At 72.3% G+C, this 16850-nt stretch carries 17 protein-coding genes; 7 read left to right on the top strand and 10 right to left on the bottom strand.

Going from position 1 to position 16850, the window contains the following annotated elements; translation table 11 throughout:
- Positions 1-4: 4 nt before the first annotated feature.
- A complete protein-coding gene (locus DWB77_RS26005) occupies positions 5-1258 on the bottom strand; it encodes an ABC transporter substrate-binding protein (RefSeq protein ID WP_174248624.1) in 1254 nt (417 codons plus the stop codon).
- Between the two features lie 389 nt (positions 1259-1647).
- Between DWB77_RS26005 and DWB77_RS26010 the strand changes: the two genes are divergently transcribed.
- The gene (locus DWB77_RS26010) at positions 1648-2052 is read left to right on the top strand and encodes a VOC family protein (protein ID WP_120723607.1); all 405 of its coding nucleotides are present in this window, start codon (positions 1648-1650) and stop codon (positions 2050-2052) included.
- A 34-nt stretch (positions 2053-2086) separates the two neighbouring features.
- On the opposite strand, the gene DWB77_RS26015 is transcribed toward DWB77_RS26010, so the two are convergent.
- From DWB77_RS26015 to DWB77_RS26040, 6 genes are all read right to left on the bottom strand, one after another.
- Positions 2087-3010: an oxidoreductase gene (locus DWB77_RS26015; protein ID WP_120723609.1), complete on the bottom strand. Its 924-nt coding sequence runs from the start codon at positions 3008-3010 to the stop codon at positions 2087-2089.
- Positions 3011-3086: 76 nt separating this feature from the next.
- Complete coding sequence (locus tag DWB77_RS26020) at positions 3087-3851, bottom strand: SDR family NAD(P)-dependent oxidoreductase (RefSeq protein WP_120723610.1); 765 nt, start codon at positions 3849-3851, stop codon at positions 3087-3089.
- A gap of 201 nt (positions 3852-4052) precedes the next feature.
- On the bottom strand, positions 4053-4637 hold the full coding sequence (locus DWB77_RS26025; protein ID WP_120723611.1) for a TetR/AcrR family transcriptional regulator: 585 nt from the start codon (positions 4635-4637) through the stop codon (positions 4053-4055).
- Between the two features lie 15 nt (positions 4638-4652).
- Complete coding sequence (gene nirD, locus DWB77_RS26030; protein ID WP_120723613.1) at positions 4653-4985, bottom strand: nitrite reductase small subunit NirD; 333 nt, start codon at positions 4983-4985, stop codon at positions 4653-4655.
- Positions 4982-7378, bottom strand: a complete 2397-nt coding sequence (gene nirB, locus DWB77_RS26035; protein WP_246033636.1) for a nitrite reductase large subunit NirB — start codon at positions 7376-7378, stop codon at positions 4982-4984. Before nirB ends, nirD begins: the two co-directional genes overlap by 4 nt.
- A gap of 117 nt (positions 7379-7495) precedes the next feature.
- Entirely contained in the window at positions 7496-8668 is a 1173-nt protein-coding gene (locus DWB77_RS26040) for an NAD(P)/FAD-dependent oxidoreductase (protein ID WP_120723615.1), read from the bottom strand.
- A 200-nt stretch (positions 8669-8868) separates the two neighbouring features.
- Between DWB77_RS26040 and DWB77_RS26045 the strand changes: the two genes are divergently transcribed.
- The 5 genes from DWB77_RS26045 to DWB77_RS26065 all read left to right on the top strand — a co-directional run bounded on the left by DWB77_RS26045 (position 8869) and on the right by DWB77_RS26065 (position 13557).
- Complete coding sequence (locus tag DWB77_RS26045) at positions 8869-9606, top strand: hypothetical protein (protein WP_162952622.1); 738 nt, start codon at positions 8869-8871, stop codon at positions 9604-9606.
- A gap of 25 nt (positions 9607-9631) precedes the next feature.
- Entirely contained in the window at positions 9632-10930 is a 1299-nt protein-coding gene (locus DWB77_RS26050) for a sensor histidine kinase (protein WP_120723619.1), read from the top strand.
- A gap of 66 nt (positions 10931-10996) precedes the next feature.
- A complete protein-coding gene (locus DWB77_RS26055) occupies positions 10997-11650 on the top strand; it encodes a response regulator (protein WP_120723621.1) in 654 nt (217 codons plus the stop codon).
- Positions 11651-11783: 133 nt separating this feature from the next.
- Positions 11784-13268, top strand: a complete 1485-nt coding sequence (locus tag DWB77_RS26060) for a ferredoxin reductase family protein (RefSeq protein WP_246033637.1) — start codon at positions 11784-11786, stop codon at positions 13266-13268.
- Between the two features lie 91 nt (positions 13269-13359).
- Complete coding sequence (locus tag DWB77_RS26065) at positions 13360-13557, top strand: hypothetical protein (protein WP_120723622.1); 198 nt, start codon at positions 13360-13362, stop codon at positions 13555-13557.
- Between the two features lie 45 nt (positions 13558-13602).
- On the opposite strand, the gene DWB77_RS26070 is transcribed toward DWB77_RS26065, so the two are convergent.
- From DWB77_RS26070 to DWB77_RS26080, 3 genes are all read right to left on the bottom strand, one after another.
- Positions 13603-14283: a class F sortase gene (locus DWB77_RS26070; protein WP_246033638.1), complete on the bottom strand. Its 681-nt coding sequence runs from the start codon at positions 14281-14283 to the stop codon at positions 13603-13605.
- Positions 14284-14394: 111 nt separating this feature from the next.
- Positions 14395-15099, bottom strand: coding sequence for a hypothetical protein (locus DWB77_RS26075; RefSeq protein WP_120723626.1), 705 nt, complete (start codon positions 15097-15099; stop codon positions 14395-14397).
- 115 nt (positions 15100-15214) lie between these two features.
- On the bottom strand, positions 15215-16003 hold the full coding sequence (locus DWB77_RS26080) for an aminotransferase class IV (protein ID WP_120723628.1): 789 nt from the start codon (positions 16001-16003) through the stop codon (positions 15215-15217).
- 71 nt (positions 16004-16074) lie between these two features.
- On the opposite strand from DWB77_RS26080, the gene DWB77_RS26085 reads away from it, so the two are divergent.
- On the top strand, positions 16075-16674 hold the full coding sequence (locus tag DWB77_RS26085) for an NADPH-dependent FMN reductase (RefSeq protein ID WP_120723630.1): 600 nt from the start codon (positions 16075-16077) through the stop codon (positions 16672-16674).
- Positions 16675-16850 lie beyond the last annotated feature (176 nt).

Consider the following 16850-nt stretch of genomic DNA (forward strand, 5'->3'; position numbering starts at 1 on the left):
GCCCTCAGCGCTTCTTCACCCGCTGAAGTTCGTCGTTGGCCTTGCGGACCACGGCCCTCAGCTCGTTGTCGGGGCTCGCCCCGTCCTTGATGATCCGGTTCAGCGCGTCCTGGTAGGCGGTCTGGAGCGTCGGCGTCCACAGGAGCGGCTGGGCGTAGCCGTGGTCCGTCGCATACGTCACCACGTCGGCCGCCGCGCCCTCGCGCAGCTTCGCGGCCTTCTTGGCGAGGGAGAGCCGGGCGGGGATGTGGAAGCCGTAGGAGAGCGCGAAATCCTCCTGGAAGTCGGTGTGTTCCACCCACAGCCACTTCACATAGGCCTTCGCCTCGGCCTGGTGCTTCGAGCGGGTGGACACCGCTGCCGCGTACGCCCCGACCGGCACCGAGGGCTTCCCGTTCGGGCCGTCCTTGGGGAAGGGCAGCACCCCGAAGTCGTCGCCGAGCGCCTTGCGCACGGCGGGCAGCGCCCACAGCCCGGACCACTGCATGGCGGTGAGGCCCTGGACGAACGCGGAGGGGTCCGACCAGTCCGAGGGGGCGCCGAGCAGCAGCGACTTGTCGGCGTACAGCTGGTGCAGCTTGCCGAGGGTGCGGGCGGCGGCCGGATCGTCGAAGCCGGCCCTGCCGTCGGCGCCGACCAGGCTGAGACCCGCCGCGTACAGGGGCGTACCGCCGAGGACACCGGCTCCGCCGTCATTGCCGAGGAAGAGGCCCTTGACCTTGTCCCGGGTCAACGCCTTCGCCGCGTCCACGAGTTGATCGAGCGTGGCCGGCGGCTGGACGTTCGCCTGGGCGAGGAGACTCTTGCGGTAGAAGAGGAACTGGGTGTCGATCACCTGAGGGACGCCCCAGATCTTGCCGTCGTACGTCTTGGGCGCGAGGACGGCGGGGTTGAAGTCGTCCTTCACCCCATCGAACAGGGCCGTGAGATCGGCGACCTGACCCCCCTGGATCTGGTCCAGGGTCGGCCCGTTGACCTCGAAGACGTCCGGGCCCGACGAGGTCAGCAGCGCGGCGGCGGTCTGCTGGTCATAGGCGCCGGGCCGCCACTGCACGCTGACCTTCGCCCGGTCGTACCCGGCCGCGTAACGGCGCACCGCGGCTTCCGTCCCGGCCTCACCGTACTGGTGATACCAGTGGTCGAGGGTGACCTTCCCGTCCGCGGAACCACCCCCGCCGCGGCCCGAGTTGGAGCCGCAGGCGGTGAGCAACCCGAGTGCGGCCCCGCTGCCGAGCAGTGTCCGGCGGCTGATCGTCATGGCGTACGCCCCCTGTTCGTCATCCCGCTGTACGGCTCAACGATCAACCATGCAGGGGGATTACGACAGGGGTATTGCGCGGGTGTGTCGACCCCACGGAACCTCACGGGGCGCGGCGGCGACATCCGGCCCGTCCTCGGTCCCCAACCGGCCGGAACCCGATGCGGCCCGGCTGGGGCGCGGGCGGGGCGGGCCGGGTCGGCGTTGCCCGGCGGGGCGCGGGCCGGGCGTACCGGGTCGGCGTCCCGGCCGCGACCCGAGCGTGGAGCCCGGCCCGGGCGGGGCACTCTGTCGCCGTTCTGAGAACAAACACGGCGCGGCGATGAGTTTTCGGAGCGGCCGCCGTCTACCCCTCGTAAGCGACACCACGGCCCACGAGGGAGCACACGATGCCCACCATGATCTTCGTCAATCTGCCGGTCAAGAACCTGGACCGCTCGAAGGACTTCTTCGGCAAGCTGGGCTACTCCTTCAACCCCCAGTTCACCGACGAGAACGCGGGGTGCCTGGTCATCAGTGAGACGATCTACGCCATGCTGCTGACGGAGCCCTTCTTCAAGGGGTTCACCAACCGGGAGATCGCCGACACCGCGACCACCGTCGAGTCGATCGTCTGCCTGAGCGCGGACAGCCGTGAGGAAGTGGACCGCCTGGTCGACACCGCGCTCGCCTCCGGCGGCTCGCCCGCCCAGGACACGATGGAGCAGGGGCCCATGTACGGCCGCTCCTTCCTGGACCCGGACGGCCACCACTGGGAGGTCATGTACATGGACCCGGCCGCCGTCACCGCCTGAGCCGAACCCGGGGCGAGTGGAGGCGAGGGGGCCCTCAGGGCAGCTCGTACGTCACCGAGGTGAGCCGCTCCGAGGCCTCCCACAGGCGCTCGCCCGCGACGTCGTCCAGCGTCCACTTCGCCCGCCAGGACCTGGCGGGCGCGCCGCGCCACATCATCAGGGACGGGCCCGTGAACGAGTCGGGCCCCACCCCGGGCGCGGTCGCCGCGTACAGCGTGGGCAGCGCGCCGGCCTCGGCGGGCTGCGCGAAGACGCGGTTGCCGAGGGCGACGATCCGCTCGGTCCTCCTGCGGCCCTCCATGCGTACGCCCTGCGTCTGGAGGTTGGTCGCCGCGTAGCCGGGGTGGGCCGCCGCCGCGACGATGTCCGAGCCGGCCGCTCGCAGCCGGCGCGCGAGCTCGTGCACGAACAACAGGTTCGCCGTCTTGGACCGCCCGTAGGCGACCCAACGCCGGTAGCCCTGTTCGCTGTTGAGATCGCGCAGGTCGATGTTGGCCAGCGCGTGCATCCCGCTGGACACGCTCACCACCCGCGCCGCCCCGGCCGCCCGCAACCGGGGCAGGAGCAGTCCGGTGAGCGCGAAGTGGCCGAGGTGGTTCACGCCGAACTGCGTCTCGAACCCGTCGGCGGTCCTGCCGTAGGGCAGGGCCATCACGCCGGCGTTGTTGACGAGCAGATCGAGCCGCTCATACGGAAGCGTCGCCGCGAAGTCCCGGACCGAGGCGAGGTCGGCGAGATCCAACCGCCGGAACTCGGCCCGGGCGCCCGGGACTTCACTGGTGACGCGCTCCTCGGCCTGCCGTCCGCGCGCTTCGCTGCGGCAGGCGAGCACCACCCGCGCGCCCCTGCGGGCCAGCTCCCGGGCCGCGACCAGGCCGATGCCGCTGTTCGCCCCGGTGACGACCGCCGTGCGGCCGCTCTGGTCGGGCATGTCCTGAGCACTCCAACCCTGTGTCATACGCCCCACCGTACCGGTCGGTATGCCGAGTGGGCAGGGCGTGTCCGAGGGGCCGGGGCGGGAGGCGCCGGGTGGGTCAGGCGGAGGCGCCGCCGTCGATGACGAGGTCCGTGCCGACGACCGAGGCGGCGTCGTCCGAGGCCAGGTACAGCACGGCTGCGGCGGCCTCCGTAGTGGTCAGGACCCGGCCGAGCGGCAGGTCCTCCTTCATGCGGGCCGCGCGCCCCTCCTCGCCCTCGCCGGGGAGCAGTGACATGGCGGTGTCGAGCGGGCCCGGGCTCACCGCGTTGATCCGCACCCCGTCCCGTATGTGGTCGAGGGCGGCGCCCCTGGTCAGCGCGCTGACGGCCGCCTTGGACGCGGCATACGCGGCAAGCCCCGGGCGCCGGCTGTGGGCGCCCAGGTTGGAGGCGATGTTGACGATGGCGCCGCCCGCCGCCTGGGTACGCATCTGGGCGATCTCCGCTTGGAGGGCATGGAGTACGCCTGTGACGTTGACGGATATCAATGTCTGCCAGTCGTCCTCCGACAGCTCGACGAGGGGAGCCCCGCCTCGAAACACCCCGGCGTTGTTGACCGCCACATCGAGGGAGCCGAACCGCTCGACCACGTCGGCCACCAGGGCGCGTACGGCCGGGCGGCGGGAGACGTCCGCGATGAACACGGCGGCCGTGCCGCCCGCCCGCGCGATCAGGGCGGCCGTCTCGTCGAGCGACGCGGCCGTACGGCCGGCGACGGCGACCCGGGCCCCCTCGGCGGCGAAGGCGAGAGCGGCGGTCCGGCCGAGGCCGGCGCCGGCACCGGTGACGAGAACGGTCTTGTGTGCGAAACGGAGCGACATATTCTTGACCAATCGTTCTGTTATGAGGGCGTGCGAGAGCCGCGCCGATGGGGGCAGTCGGGAATCGTGGCTGGGGTGCGTTCAGGGGGCCGCCTCGGCGCGAGGGGGAGGCGAAGGCAAAGGCGGAGGCCCGGCCGGAGCGGGCGCGGCCACGGCCTTCCGCCCTCCGTTACCGCCCTACGCCGGGGCCGGGGTCGGGTGTCAGTCGAGCACGGTCAGGATCTGTTCGGTCGCATCCCGGACGCGGCCCGGCTCGTCGGATGCCTTGCCGACGACCCGTACCCCCTGGAGGAAGACGAGCAGCAGCCGGGCGAGCCCGCGCGGGTCGCGGTCGGGTGCCAACTCGCCCTGTGCCTGCGCCCGGACGAGCGCCGAGTGCAACAGGGTCTCCAGGTGCTCCCAGCCGCGCTCGACCCGTCGCGCCGCGGCGCTGTCGTGGGGGCCGAGCTCTGCGGCGGTGTTGGTGAGGAAGCAGCCGACCGTCCGGGATCCGCTCGCCGTCGACTCGGCGGCGAAGCGCCGCACCACGTCCCGCACGGCGGGCAGCGCGGCGCCGGGACCCGAAAGCTCGGTCAGGAGCTGGGGGTTGCGGTGTTCGGTGTAGCGGTCCAGCGCCTTCAGGTACAGCTCGTGCTTGTTGCCGAACGTCGCGTAGATGCTGGCGCGGCCGATGCCGAGGTGCTCGACGAGGTCCGCCATCGACGTCGCCTCGTAGCCGCGCCGCCAGAACAGCTCGAGGGCTGACTGCAACGCGGCGTCCGGGTCGAATTCCTTGGTCCTGGCCACACGGGAACGCTACGACTAATTGGAACGGTCGGTCAAGTACGTCTGGACGGCCTGCGCCTCGTCGTCGAGGCAGGCCCCGGTCTCCAGGTCGAAGCGGTGCTTGAGGAGCGGGGAGGCGACATAGGGGCGGCCCTCCGGTGTCGAACCGACCAGCCCGCGCGAGAGCACATACGCGCCGGTGAACGGGTCGCGGTTGTCGATCGCGTACGTCCGGCCGCGCCGGTCGGCGAAGACGGCGGCCTGGCGGCCGTCGGGCAGCAGCGCCGCGACGCCGCGCCCGGGGGTGAGGCGGGCGGCCTCGCAGATCTCGAACCAGCCTTCGTCCAGCTTGAGTTGGACCATGCTCATCGGGTTGCTCCCAGGGTGAGGAGGGGGAGTTCGGGCTTGATCTGGTCGCGCTCGGGGACGAACCGGACCGAGGGGTCGGGTGCGCCGGGCGCGTTCACGAAGGAGACGAAGCGGGCGAGCCGCTCGGGGTCGTCGAGGGTCTCGGCCCACTCGTCGCGGTAGCCCGCCACGTGCGCGGCCATCAGGGCCTCCAGCTCGTCGCAGATGCCGAGCGAGTCGTTCACCACCACGTCCTTGACGTGGGCGAGGCCGCCCTCGATCCGCTCCAGCCACACGGAGGTGCGCTCCAGGCGGTCGGCGGTGCGGATGTAGAACATCAGGAACCTGTCGATCAGACGGACAAGTTCGTCATCTGTCAGGTCCTGCGCCAGCAGATCGGCGTGGCGCGGGCTCGCTCCGCCGTTGCCGCCGACGTACAGGTTCCAGCCATTGGCCGTGGCGATCACACCGAAGTCCTTCGACTGGGCCTCGGCGCACTCGCGGGCGCAGCCGGAGACCGCCGACTTCAGCTTGTGCGGCGAGCGCAGACCCCGGTAGCGCAGCTCCAGGTCGATCGCCATCCGCACCGAGTCCTGTACCCCGTAACGGCACCAGGTCTGTCCCACGCACGACTTCACCGTGCGGAGCGACTTGCCGTAGGCGTGCCCGGACTCGAAGCCGGCGTCCACCAACCGGGTCCAGATGGAAGGCAGTTGATCGACACGAGCGCCGAAGAGGTCGATGCGCTGACCTCCGGTGATCTTCGTGTAGAGGCCGAAGTCCCGGGCCACCTCGCCGATGACGATGAGCTTGTCGGGAGTGATCTCGCCGCCCGGGATGCGCGGCACGATCGAATAGGAGCCGTTGCGTTGCAAGTTGGCGAGAAAGTGGTCGTTGGTGTCCTGGAGGGCGGCCTGCTCGCCGTCGAGGATGTGCCCGTTGCCGAGCGCGGCCAGGATCGAGGCGATGGCCGGCTTGCAGGTCTCGCAGCCCTCCCCGCCGCGCGCCGCCTCGCGGCCGTACCCGTCGAGGAGTTCGGTGAACGAGGTAAGCCGCAGCGCGAGAGCGATCTCGTACAGCTCCTGGCGGGTCTGCGCGAAGCAGGCGCACAGGCCGCCGTCGCCCGATTTGGGCAGCAGCATGCCGATCGTCTTGACACAACTCCCGCACCCCGTACCGGCCTTGGTGCACTTCTTGACCTCGGGCAGCGAGGAGCAGGCGGTGATCGCGCCCTTGGTGACGTTGTGGCAGGAGCAGATGACGGCGTCGTCCGGCAGGGATTCGGGGCCGAGCGCGGCGGGCGCGCCGAGCCCGGCCGGCAGCACCAGCTGCTCGGGGGCGACCGGCGGCACGTGCCCGGTGAGCGGGCGCAGCATGCCGTACGCGTCGGCGTCGCCGACCAGGACGCCGCCGAGCAGCACCCCCGTGGAGGACACCACGAGCTTCTTGTAGACGCCGGAGCGCGAGTCCGAGTAGACGACGTCCAGGCAGCCGTCGGCCGTGCCGTGCGCGTCGCCGAACGACGCCACATCGACGCCGAGCAGCTTCAGCTTCGTCGACAGATCGGCCCCCGAGAAGGCGCGCCCGCCGACGGCGGCGATCGTGTCGGCGGCCGTCTCGGCCATGTCGTAACCCGGTGCGACCAGGCCGTACACCCGGCCGTCGGCGGCCAGCGCGCACTCGCCGATCGCGAACACGGCGGGGTCGCTGGTGCGGCACTGCTCGTCGACGACGATCCCGCCGCGCTCGCCGACGTCGAGTCCGCAGTCGCGGGCGAGCTGGTCGCGCGGGCGGACACCGGCGGAGAAGACCACCAGATCGGTCGACAGATGAGAGCTGTCAGAAAGTGTCATTCCATTGACGCGGCCCTCGTCGTCGGCCGTGATCTCCTGGGTGCCGACCCCCGTGTGCACGGTGAGGCCCATGTTCTCGATGGTGCGAAGGAGGGCCGCGCCGCCGCCCTCGTCGACCTGCACCGGCATCAGCCGGGGCGCGAACTCCACGATGTGGGTGGCAAGGCCCAGCCCGCTGAGCGCTCCGGCCGCCTCCAGGCCGAGCAGCCCGCCGCCCACCACCGCGCCGGTCGTCGCGGTCTTCGCGTACGCCTCGATGGCCAGGAGGTCCTCGATCGTCCGGTAGACGAAACAGCCGGGGAGGTCCTTGCCCGGCACGGGCGGCACGAACGGGTATGACCCGGTGGCCATCACCAGCGTGTCGTAGGCGAAGGTCCGCCCCGAGCGGGCGGTGACCGTGCGGGCGGCCCGGTCGATCGACTCGGCGGGGTCGTCGACATACAGCTCGATCCCGTGCCGCAGCATGAAGTCCTCGGGACGAGGCTCAGTTCGTCGGGCGTCTTCCCCTCGAAGTACGAGGTGAGGTGGACCCGGTCGTAGGCGGGGCGGGGCTCCTCGCACAGCACCACCACCCGGGTCGTCCCGGTGGCGCCACGCTCGGCGAGCGCCTCCAGGAAGCGCTGGCCGACCATGCCGTGGCCGATGACCACGAGGGTGGAAAGGTGTTCGGTGGACACGTCAGGAACCTCCGTCGTGGGTGAGTAGGTGGAGCAGGGGCGCGTCCGGTACGGGCTCGTCGCCCTCCCAGGTCCGGGCGAGCGCCCCGACCGCCCCGAGATCGCCGAGGAGTACGCCCCCGACCAGGCGGTCGCCGCGCACGACGACCTTGCGGTAGGCGCCCCGGGTCGCGTCCGCGAGATGCGCCACGTCGTCACCGGGGCGGGGCGTGGGCTCGCCGAACGCGGCGAGGTCCAGCGGGCGCGGACCGCCCAGGGTGAGCCGGGTCAGACCGCGCGTCCCGGCGTAGGAACCGCGCCCGGTGGACAGCAACGCGCCCAGCGCGTCGGCCTGTTCGAGCGCCGGGCCCGCGAGCCCGTACACCGTTCCCCGGTGCTCGGCGCAGTCGCCGACGGCGTGGATGTACGGGTCCGAAGTGCGCAGCTCGTCATCGACGACGACGCCCTGGCGGACGTCGAGGCCGGCGTCGAGCGCGAGCCCGGTGCGGGGGCGTACGCCGGTGGCCAGCACGACGAGTTCGGCGCCCAGGACGAATCCGTCGGCGAGTTCCACGTCGGTGCCGGCCGGGCCGGTCAGGCCCCGCACCCGGCACTCGGTGTGCACCTCCACTCCGAGCAGTTCGAGGTGGGCACGGACCAACAGGGATGCCCCGACGTCGAGTTGGCGCTCCATCAGCCGCTCGCCCTGCTGGGCCAGCACGACCTGGGCGCCGCACTCGGCGAGCGCCCGGGCGGCCATGACGCCGAGCAACCCGCCACCGATCACCACCGCACGCGTGCCCGGGCGGGCCCTCTCGCGCAGTGCGAGGGCGTCGTCGAGCGTGCGGAAGGGGTGGACGCCCTCGGGCAGCCGCCCCTCGCGCAGCCCCCGCAGCGGCGGCAGCACCGGGTTCGATCCGGTCGCGAGCACGAGGCGCCCATAGGGGACGGCGCTCCCGTCGTCGCAGTGCACCCTGCGCGCCGCGCGGTCGATCCGCACCGCCCGCACCCCGCGCCGCACCGGAACCGGCGGCAGCGCGATCACCTCGGGCCCGTACCGCCCGGCGAGGACCTCCGCGAGGAGCACCCGGTTGTACGGGGCGTGGGTCTCCTCGCCGATGACGGTCACCGGGACATGCCGGGCCAGACGGGCACCCGCTGTGCCGCCGCCGATCACCACGATGTCCGTACTCATGTGCCCAGCGTGCGCGGCGGCTGTTACCCGACCGCATCCCGCCGATTTCCACGGGGGAACCTTGAGCTCAGCGGGCGGTGGTGCGGGGTGTGAGGGCCGGGGTGGGGCGGGGTGGGCCCGGGTGGGGTGGGGTAAACCGAACCAGGAAGTTCCGTGCTGGCACGATCGAAACGGCGGGGCGGGGGCGGGAGCCTTGACGCATGGACCTCGAACAGCGACACCCCGTTTCCCCGCCGGACCGACCAGCCCCAGCACTTGATCCGTCCGCCCCCACGCCGGGCCACCCCGCGCCTGCGCCGAAGCAGCCGGACGGGGACTCGGGCCGGGCCGGCGTGGGCTCGGCCCATGCGGCCTCCCGGCACCGGCAGGCGCCCCGGATCGCATGGCGGACGTTCCTTCGGGAGCCGTTCCATGCCGCGACGTGGCGGCGCCTCGCCTATCTCCTGCTCGCGCTACCCGTCGGCGTCCTGTGTGTCCCCATAGCCCTGGTCGGCGGCCCGGCGGGCCGCATCCAGCGGGGGCTCGCCCAAAGACTGCTCGGCGTGGAAGTGGCCGCACCCCGGCGCACCGGACCGCTCGCCCTGGCGCACGCCGTGATCAGCGTGCCGCTCAATCTGACGGCGCTGGTGGTGTCGGGCTACTTCTGGACCGTCGTCGTCATCAACCTGGCCTACCCCCTGCGGCCCGACAGCGACCCGACGAACGCGTGGGGCGGCCCCACCATGGCCGGCGCCTGGGCGCTGCACGGCATAGCGGGAGGCGTGTCGTTCCTGTTGATCACGCCCTGGGTGATGCGGGGATTCACCCTGCTCCAGGCCCGCCTCGTCAAGAGCTTCCTCGGCACCGACCGAACCGGCCTCCTCGGCGCGACAGGCGTCGCCCTCGCCGTGGCCGCGCTCTGCGCGCTCCTGTCCATACCCGTGATCCACCAGCTCTGACCGGCGCGCCCTAGGGTTGATCCTCATGCACCGCCCGCGCTTTTCGCGCTTCCGGACATTCCCCCACTGGCGCGACCGGCCGGGCCCGGCCGCCCGCGCCGCGCTCTACTCGCTGATCGCGCTGCCGCTCGCACTGGCCGGCCTCGCCCCGGTCCTCGCGGCCCTGCTCGTCGGCGCGGTGCTGTCGTGGACGGCGCTCGGCCTCTGGCTCATTGCCGCCGCGGTCCATGGCGCCCTGTGGCTCGGAGACGTTCAACGAGCCCTGGCGCGGCGGCTGTTGGGGCTTGAGATCGAACCCCCGGAGCGGGCGGAGGCGAGCGGGGTGTTCGGCTGGCGGCGCTCGGTGCTGGGCGGCCGGCCCGGCTGGCGGGCGGTGGGCTGCGCCCTGGCGGCCCCGCTGACCGCGCTCCTTCCCCTGGCCGCCGTCTACATCGGCGTGGTGCAGGGCGTGCTGCTGAGCCTGTATCCCGTGCTGAAGCGCTGGAACTACTTCACGATCCGGGAGCCCGACGGCTCCGTACGGCAGGTGGGCCTGGAGGTGGGAGGAGTGGAGCTGGACAGCTGGCCCCGGTGGCTGCTGCCCTTCGCCGTCGGTCTGCTGCTCCTGTACGCGGCGCCGTGGCTGATCCGTCACGCGCTCACCCCGCACCGGCTGCTGCTCACCGCACTCCTCGGGCCGGACCGGGCGGATCAGCGCATCCGAACCCTGGAGGAGACCCGCGCCCAGGCCGTCGACGACGCGGCGGCCACCTTGCGCCGCATCGAACGCGACCTCCACGACGGGACCCAGGCCCGCCTGGTGGGCCTGGCCATGCACCTCACGATGATCCGCGAACTGGTGGCGGGCGGCGCGGAACAGGACAGGATCCTCAAGGTCGTCGAGACGGCACAGGGCAACGCCAAGCAGGCCGTCGCCGATCTACGGCACCTGGTGAAAGGCATCCACCCGCCCGTGCTCGACCAGGGTCTGGAGACGGCGCTCGCCACCCTCGCGGCCGACAGCGCGCTGCCCGTGCGGGTCAGCGGGGGGATCGAGGGGAGACCGAGCCCCGCGATCGAGTCCATCGCCTACTTCTGCACGGCGGAACTGCTGACCAACGCGGCCAAGCACAGCGGGGCTTCGGAGGTGAGCGTCACCGTGCACGGCGCGGCGAAGATCCTGCTGCTCACCGTCGAGGACAACGGGCGCGGGGGAGCGGTGGTCGGCGCCGGCAGCGGCCTCGCCGGGCTCCGGGCGAGGGTGCGTACCGTCGACGGCTCCCTGACCTGCGACAGCCCACCGGGAGGGCCTACGGTGGTGAGTGTGCTGCTGCCTTTCCGATGAGGGTGGCAAGGAGAGCGGTCCGCGCACGGGGAACGGTGCGAACGCCGAGAGCAGGGTGGGTCATTCATGCGCGTCGTCATCGCCGAGGACTCCTCGATCCTGCGCGACGGACTCGTGCAGCTGCTGGAAATGCGGGGAGTGGAGGTCGCGGCCGCGGTCCAGGACGCGCAGGCACTGCTCGCGGCGGTCACCGAACACCGCCCGGACGCGGCGGTCGTGGACATCCGGCTCCCGCCGACGCAGACGGACGAGGGGTTGCGTGCGGCCGTGCAGATCCGCCGCACCGCGCCGGACACCGGGGTGCTGATCTTCTCGCAGTATGTGGAGACCAAGTACGCGGCGCAGCTCATCGGGGACGGTGGGGCGGGGGTCGGTTACCTCCTGAAGGAACGCGTCGTGGACATCGGGGAGTTCGTGAACGCGCTGGAGCGGGTCGCGGCCGGCGGCACCGCCCTGGATCCGGAGGTGGTGGCCCAACTGTTCGGGGCGAGCCGGCGGGCCGCAGCGCTCGACAAGCTCACCCCGCGCGAGCGCGAGGTGCTCGGCCTGATGGCGGAGGGCCGCACCAACCACGCCATCGCCGAGGGGTTCGGGGTGTCGGAGCGAGCGGTGGAGAAACACATCGCGAACATCTTCACCAAGCTGGACCTGCCGCCCTCGGAGTCGGGCCACCGACGGGTGCTCGCGGTCCTGCGCTATCTGGACCGCGACGCGACCTGACCGGGCGCCGAGTCACGGGTCGCGGTCGGCCGGCTTAATCGGCGGTCAGCCCTTCCTCAAGGGCGCCTTAAGGATCCGCGATCCGGCTCTGACCAGGGCCTTTGGGGCACCGGGCCGACCTAGGCTGCCGGGCGTGACGATCGAGGCCACCGACCCGCAGCCAGCCGCGTACCCAGCGCTGTCCGCCTACCTGGCGCAGCAAGCGCAGCAAGTGAAGCAGGCGCACCAGGTGCACCCCTCGGGTGTCCCCGCCCGAGGGGGCTTCGACGAGGGGGATCGGGTGCGCCCGGTCGGTGCGGTGGTGGGGCCGCCGCTGCGGGTCCGGCCGCGGGTGATGCGACGCGGGGTGGTGGCGGGGGCCGGGGCGGTGGGGCTGCTGTGGGGGAGCCAGGCCGAGCCGTCCGCGCGGCTGGACGCGCTGTTCGCGAGCGGGGCCCATCTGTCGGGGCTGCTGGCCGGCTACGGAATCCTGGTGATGCTGTTGCTCATGGCCCGCGTGCCGGCCGTGGAACACGGGGTCGGCGCGGACCGGCTGGCGCGTTGGCACGCGCTGGGGGGCCGCTACGTCCTGGGCCTGGTGGGCGCGCACCTGGCGCTGGCGGTGTGTGGATACGCCGCGTACAACGGGGGTGATCTGGTGCGTTCGGCCGGGCAACTGCTCGGCTACCAAGGCATTGTGGCGGCCGCGCTGGGCACGGTCGCATTGGGTGCCGCCGGGGTCAGCTCGGTGCGGGCCGCACGGGCACGGCTCTCGCAGGAGACCTGGCGCGCGCTGCACTTCCTCACCTATCTGGGGGCCGCGCTCGCCTTCGCCCACCAACTCGTCGGCCCCGATGTGGCCTCCGGCCCGCTCACAGTGTGGGCCTGGGCGATGGTGCACGCCACGGTCGCCGTGCTCATCGTCTGGTACCGCGGGGTGGTCCCCGTGCGGCAGGCGCTGCGGCACGGTCTGCGCGTCGTCGAGGTGCGCGACGAGAGCCCGGACGTCGTGTCCGTCGTCATGCGCGGCACCGGGCTCGACGCGCTGCGCGCCGAACCCGGGCAGTTCATGCGCTGGCGGTTCGTGCAACGCAGGCTGTGGCACACCTCGTTGCCGTTCTCGCTGTCCGCACCGGTCAGGGACGACACCGTACGGATCACGGTGAAGGCCCTCGGGGTGCACAGCCGGCGGATGCGGCGGCTTCGCCCCGGGACCCGGGTGCTGGCGAGCGGACCGTTCGGCGCGATGACGGCGCACCGCCGCACCCGCCGCAAAGTGCTGCTCCTGGCGGGCGGCGTCGGCATCACGCCGATGCGGGTCCTCTTCGAGACGCTGCCCGCGGCACCCGGCGACCTCACCCTCCTCTACCGGGCCGGCAACGCCGCACAGTTGGTGCTGCGCGACGAGCTGGAGGCCATCGCCGCGCAGCGCGGGGCCGCGCTGCACTACCTGCTCGGCCCGTCCGACGCGTCCTTCGACCCGCTCGCACCCCAAGCGCTGCGCAACCTCGTTCCCGAGCTGGCCGAACACGACGTCTATCTGTGCGGTCCCACCCCGATGGCCGACGCAGCCATCGCCTCGCTCATCAAGGCGGGAGTGCTCCAACAGCGCATCCACACCGAGCGGTTCTGTTTCTGAAGTCCGACCCGCCGACGGTGCCGACCGCCCCGAACACCCCCGCCCGCACATAGCCCAGCAGGCCCTACACATATGAGGAAACCGCCGCACCATGGCCCGACACCGCAAGTGCGCCACCCCCGCTCCCCTCGACCGTGCCCGGCGCCGGCTCGCCGCGGGGCTCACCGCAGCCAGCGCCCTCGCGGCCACCTTCCTGGCCGTCACCGTCACCCCGGCCGCGCCCCCCGCTCCCGACCGCGCCCCAACAGCCCCCGGCCCGGACCTCGCGCAAGCGTCCGGAGGGCGGTGAGGGCCGAAAGCGCTTTATATCCAAGGAAGTTGGAAGGGGTGGGGCTCAGTGGGCTCCGGCCGGGTTGCCCGGCGCGGTGGCCTCGACGACCCCGGTCAGATGGGCGAAGGCGACCACATTGCCCCGGTAGCCGGTCTTCTTCGAGAAGCCGCCGCCGCAGGTGATCAACCGCAGCTCCGGCCGCGCGGCGGCCCCGTACACCTTGGTGTCCGGGAACGCCTCGTTCTCGTACACCTCGACCGCGTCGATGTCGAAGACCGCGGTCCGCCCGTCCTCGCGGGAGACCTCGACCCGGGTGCCCTTCTTCAGGGCGCCGAGCGCGTAGAACACGGCGGGGCCGCGGGTGTCGTCGACGTGGCCGGCCATCACGGCGGTGCCCGTGGCGCCCGGCGCAGCGCCGTCCTTGTACCAGCCGGCCATCTGGGTGCTCCCCGGGGGCGGCACGTCCAGGCTGTGGTCCGGGCCGAGCCCGAGGCGCATCACCGGCGCGTCCACCCCGATCGAGGCGATCCTGATCCGCACGGGCGCCGAAGGCGGCAGGCCGTCGGGCGGCGGGGCAACGAGCCGGGCCCGCGCGGCGGAGCCCGCCGGGGGGTGGGCGCCGACGCCGTCACCGGCGGCTGCCGGCCCCGCCGTGAACGCCTCGGCCGCCGACGGCCGCGGCGGCTCCACGGATTCCAGGCCGTGCTCGATCAGCCAGAGCCCTACGAACGCGGCAACCACCACCAGCCAGCACGCATTGCGCCGGGCGACCAACGCCGAGGCGGGGGCCGACGCCGGGACCGGGGCCGGGACCGACGTTGGAGCCGCCGCCGGGGCCGGGGCCGACAAGGGCGGTCAGCCCCGGCCCTGCGCGCCGCTCGCCCGGCGACGCAGCAGCCAGGTGCCGCCCACGGCGGCCGCGGCCAGTACCGCCACGCCCGCCGCGATCTCGGTGGTGTCGGGGCCGATGCTGCCGCCGACCCCGGTCTTCACATGCCCGTGCGGGTCGTTGCCCTCCCACCCCTTGCCGTGGTCCAGCGACTGCTGCTCGTCGTGGCCCCACCCCTTGTCACGGCCGTGCTGGTCGTCGTGGCCCCACGCCTTGTCGCGGCCCTGCTGGGCGCCCGGGTCCCACGGCTTGTCCTTGGTCCACTGCTCGTGCTCGCCCTTGCCGCTGATCGTGAGCTTGGCCTCGACGACATGGCCGTTCTCGCAACTCACCCGGATGGGAAAACTGCCCGGCTTGGTGGGGGAGGCGACCTGGAACTGCCCGGCCAGCACCTCCTTGTGGGTGGAAGCCGTCATCGGGAAGTCACCCGCGCCCACCGCGTTCGCGTCCCCCGTGGCGCGCCCCGACGACCCGCAGGCCGTGGTGTTCGCGGTCACCGTGGCACCCGGCGAGGCGCTCGTCGGCCACAGTTCGAGCGCGCCGCCCGGCACGTTCTCCGCGTACCCGGGCGGGCCGCCGGGCGCGCTGTCGGCATGCGCGAGCGCACCCGCCGGGCCCAGCACGGCGGCGGACGTGAGCAGCGCACTGGTCAGGATTCGGGCAGAACGCATGGATCCTCCGGAGGCGCGGCAAGTGCTTCTGCCTACGACCTAAGAGGCGTCCGGGCCGCTCCGCCCGCCGGCGGGGGACGAAAGAGTGACAGGGGGTGGGCCGTACGGGTGACCGTCACCCGGGGTCGATCACATCCCAGGGCGCCTCCTCGAACGCCCGCCACACCACCTTCATCAGCTCCGCGTCGACCGCGAACGCCCGCTCGTCGATCCGGCCCACCGGCGCGATGCCCCGCGCGTTGGTGACGAACGCCGCGCTGTACGCGTCGAGCCCGGCCAGCGTCACCTCGCGGTGCGTCGACTTCAGGCCGTACGCCGCGAGCCGCGGGTCGAGCACCGCCTTGGTGATGCCGAGCAGCGCGGGACGGTCCGGCCAGACCACCGAAGTGCCGTCCCAGAACGCGATGTTGGTGATCGCGCCCTCCGCGATGACGCCGCCGGGGCCGGTCAGCAGGGCCTCGCTGAACCCCTGGCGCTGGGCGAGGCGGCTGTAGTAGCCCTGGGCGAAACCGCCGAGGTGCTTGATGTGGGCGACCGGCCGCTCGTACGGCACCGAAAGGAGCGACTGCGCGGTGGACGGCATCTCGGCCGGCCCCTTCACCACGACCATCGGCGTGGGCGCCTCGGCCGGCCCGTACACATAGACCCGTACCGACGCGTCGGTCTGCCCGGAGCCGGCGAGGGCGCGGGCGATCAGCGAGCGGACGCGTTGGACGTCCAGAGCGGGCCCGAACAGCTCGCGGTTGGCCCGGTCGAGCCGGGTCAGGTGGTGGGCGAGTCCGCGCACCCTTCCGTCACGAACCTGCATCGCCGTGAAGTGGCCATAGCCGCCGGTCAGCGCGGGGACGAGCAGATTCTCGGCATCGGCGGGACGGCCGTCGATCTCGACGTACGGAAGTGTCATGCGGCACAAGATAGTTCGCCCACCGGACCGGGCTTGACCTCAAGTTCGCTTGAGGTTGAATCCTTCTCGGCATGGACATCACCACGGCCGAACAGGCCGCTCCCCGCCTCACCGTCATCATCGCCTCCAACCGCGAGGGCCGGTTCGCCCCGGTCGTCGCCGACTGGTTCCTCGCCCGGGCCCGCGAACACCAGGGCCTCGACATCGAGGTGCTCGACCTCGCCGAAACCGAGCTGCCGACCGCCCTCTCCCACCAGCCCTCGCCCGCCGTACAGGCCCAACTCGCCGTCATCTCACCCAAGTTGGCGGACGCCGACGCCTTCGTCGTGATCACTCCCGAGTACAACCACTCCTTCCCCGCCGCCCTCAAGAACCTGATCGACTGGCACTTCGTGCAGTGGCAGGCCAAGCCGGTCGGCTTCGTCTCGTACGGCGGGATCTCCGGCGGTCTGCGCGCGGTCGAGCAGCTGCGGCAGGTCTTCGCCGAAACGCACTCCGTCACGGTGCGGGACACGGTCAGCTTCCAGCATGTGCACGGCCTCTTCGACGAGAACGGCGAGCACCGGGAGCCCTCGCAGGCGGACGCGGCGGTGAAGAAGATGCTCGACCAGGTGGCGTGGTGGGCGCACGCCCTGCGCCAGGCGAAGGCGGTGCGGCCGTACGCCGGTTGAGCGGACGCGGCACTGCACTCCCGGACGGGCTGGTGACCGCTGACCGCTGACGGCTGCCATCCGACAGCTGACAGCTGACAGCTGACAGATGGCAGATGGCAGATGTCAGATGGCAGCCGTGCGTAAGCCCCGCGCCGTCCGGCAGGATCAGGGCCGACGTCCCGGCCGGGCGCCTC

This window comes from Streptomyces hundungensis, from assembly GCF_003627815.1.
GTDB classification, from domain to species: Bacteria; Actinomycetota; Actinomycetes; order Streptomycetales; family Streptomycetaceae; genus Streptomyces; species Streptomyces hundungensis_A.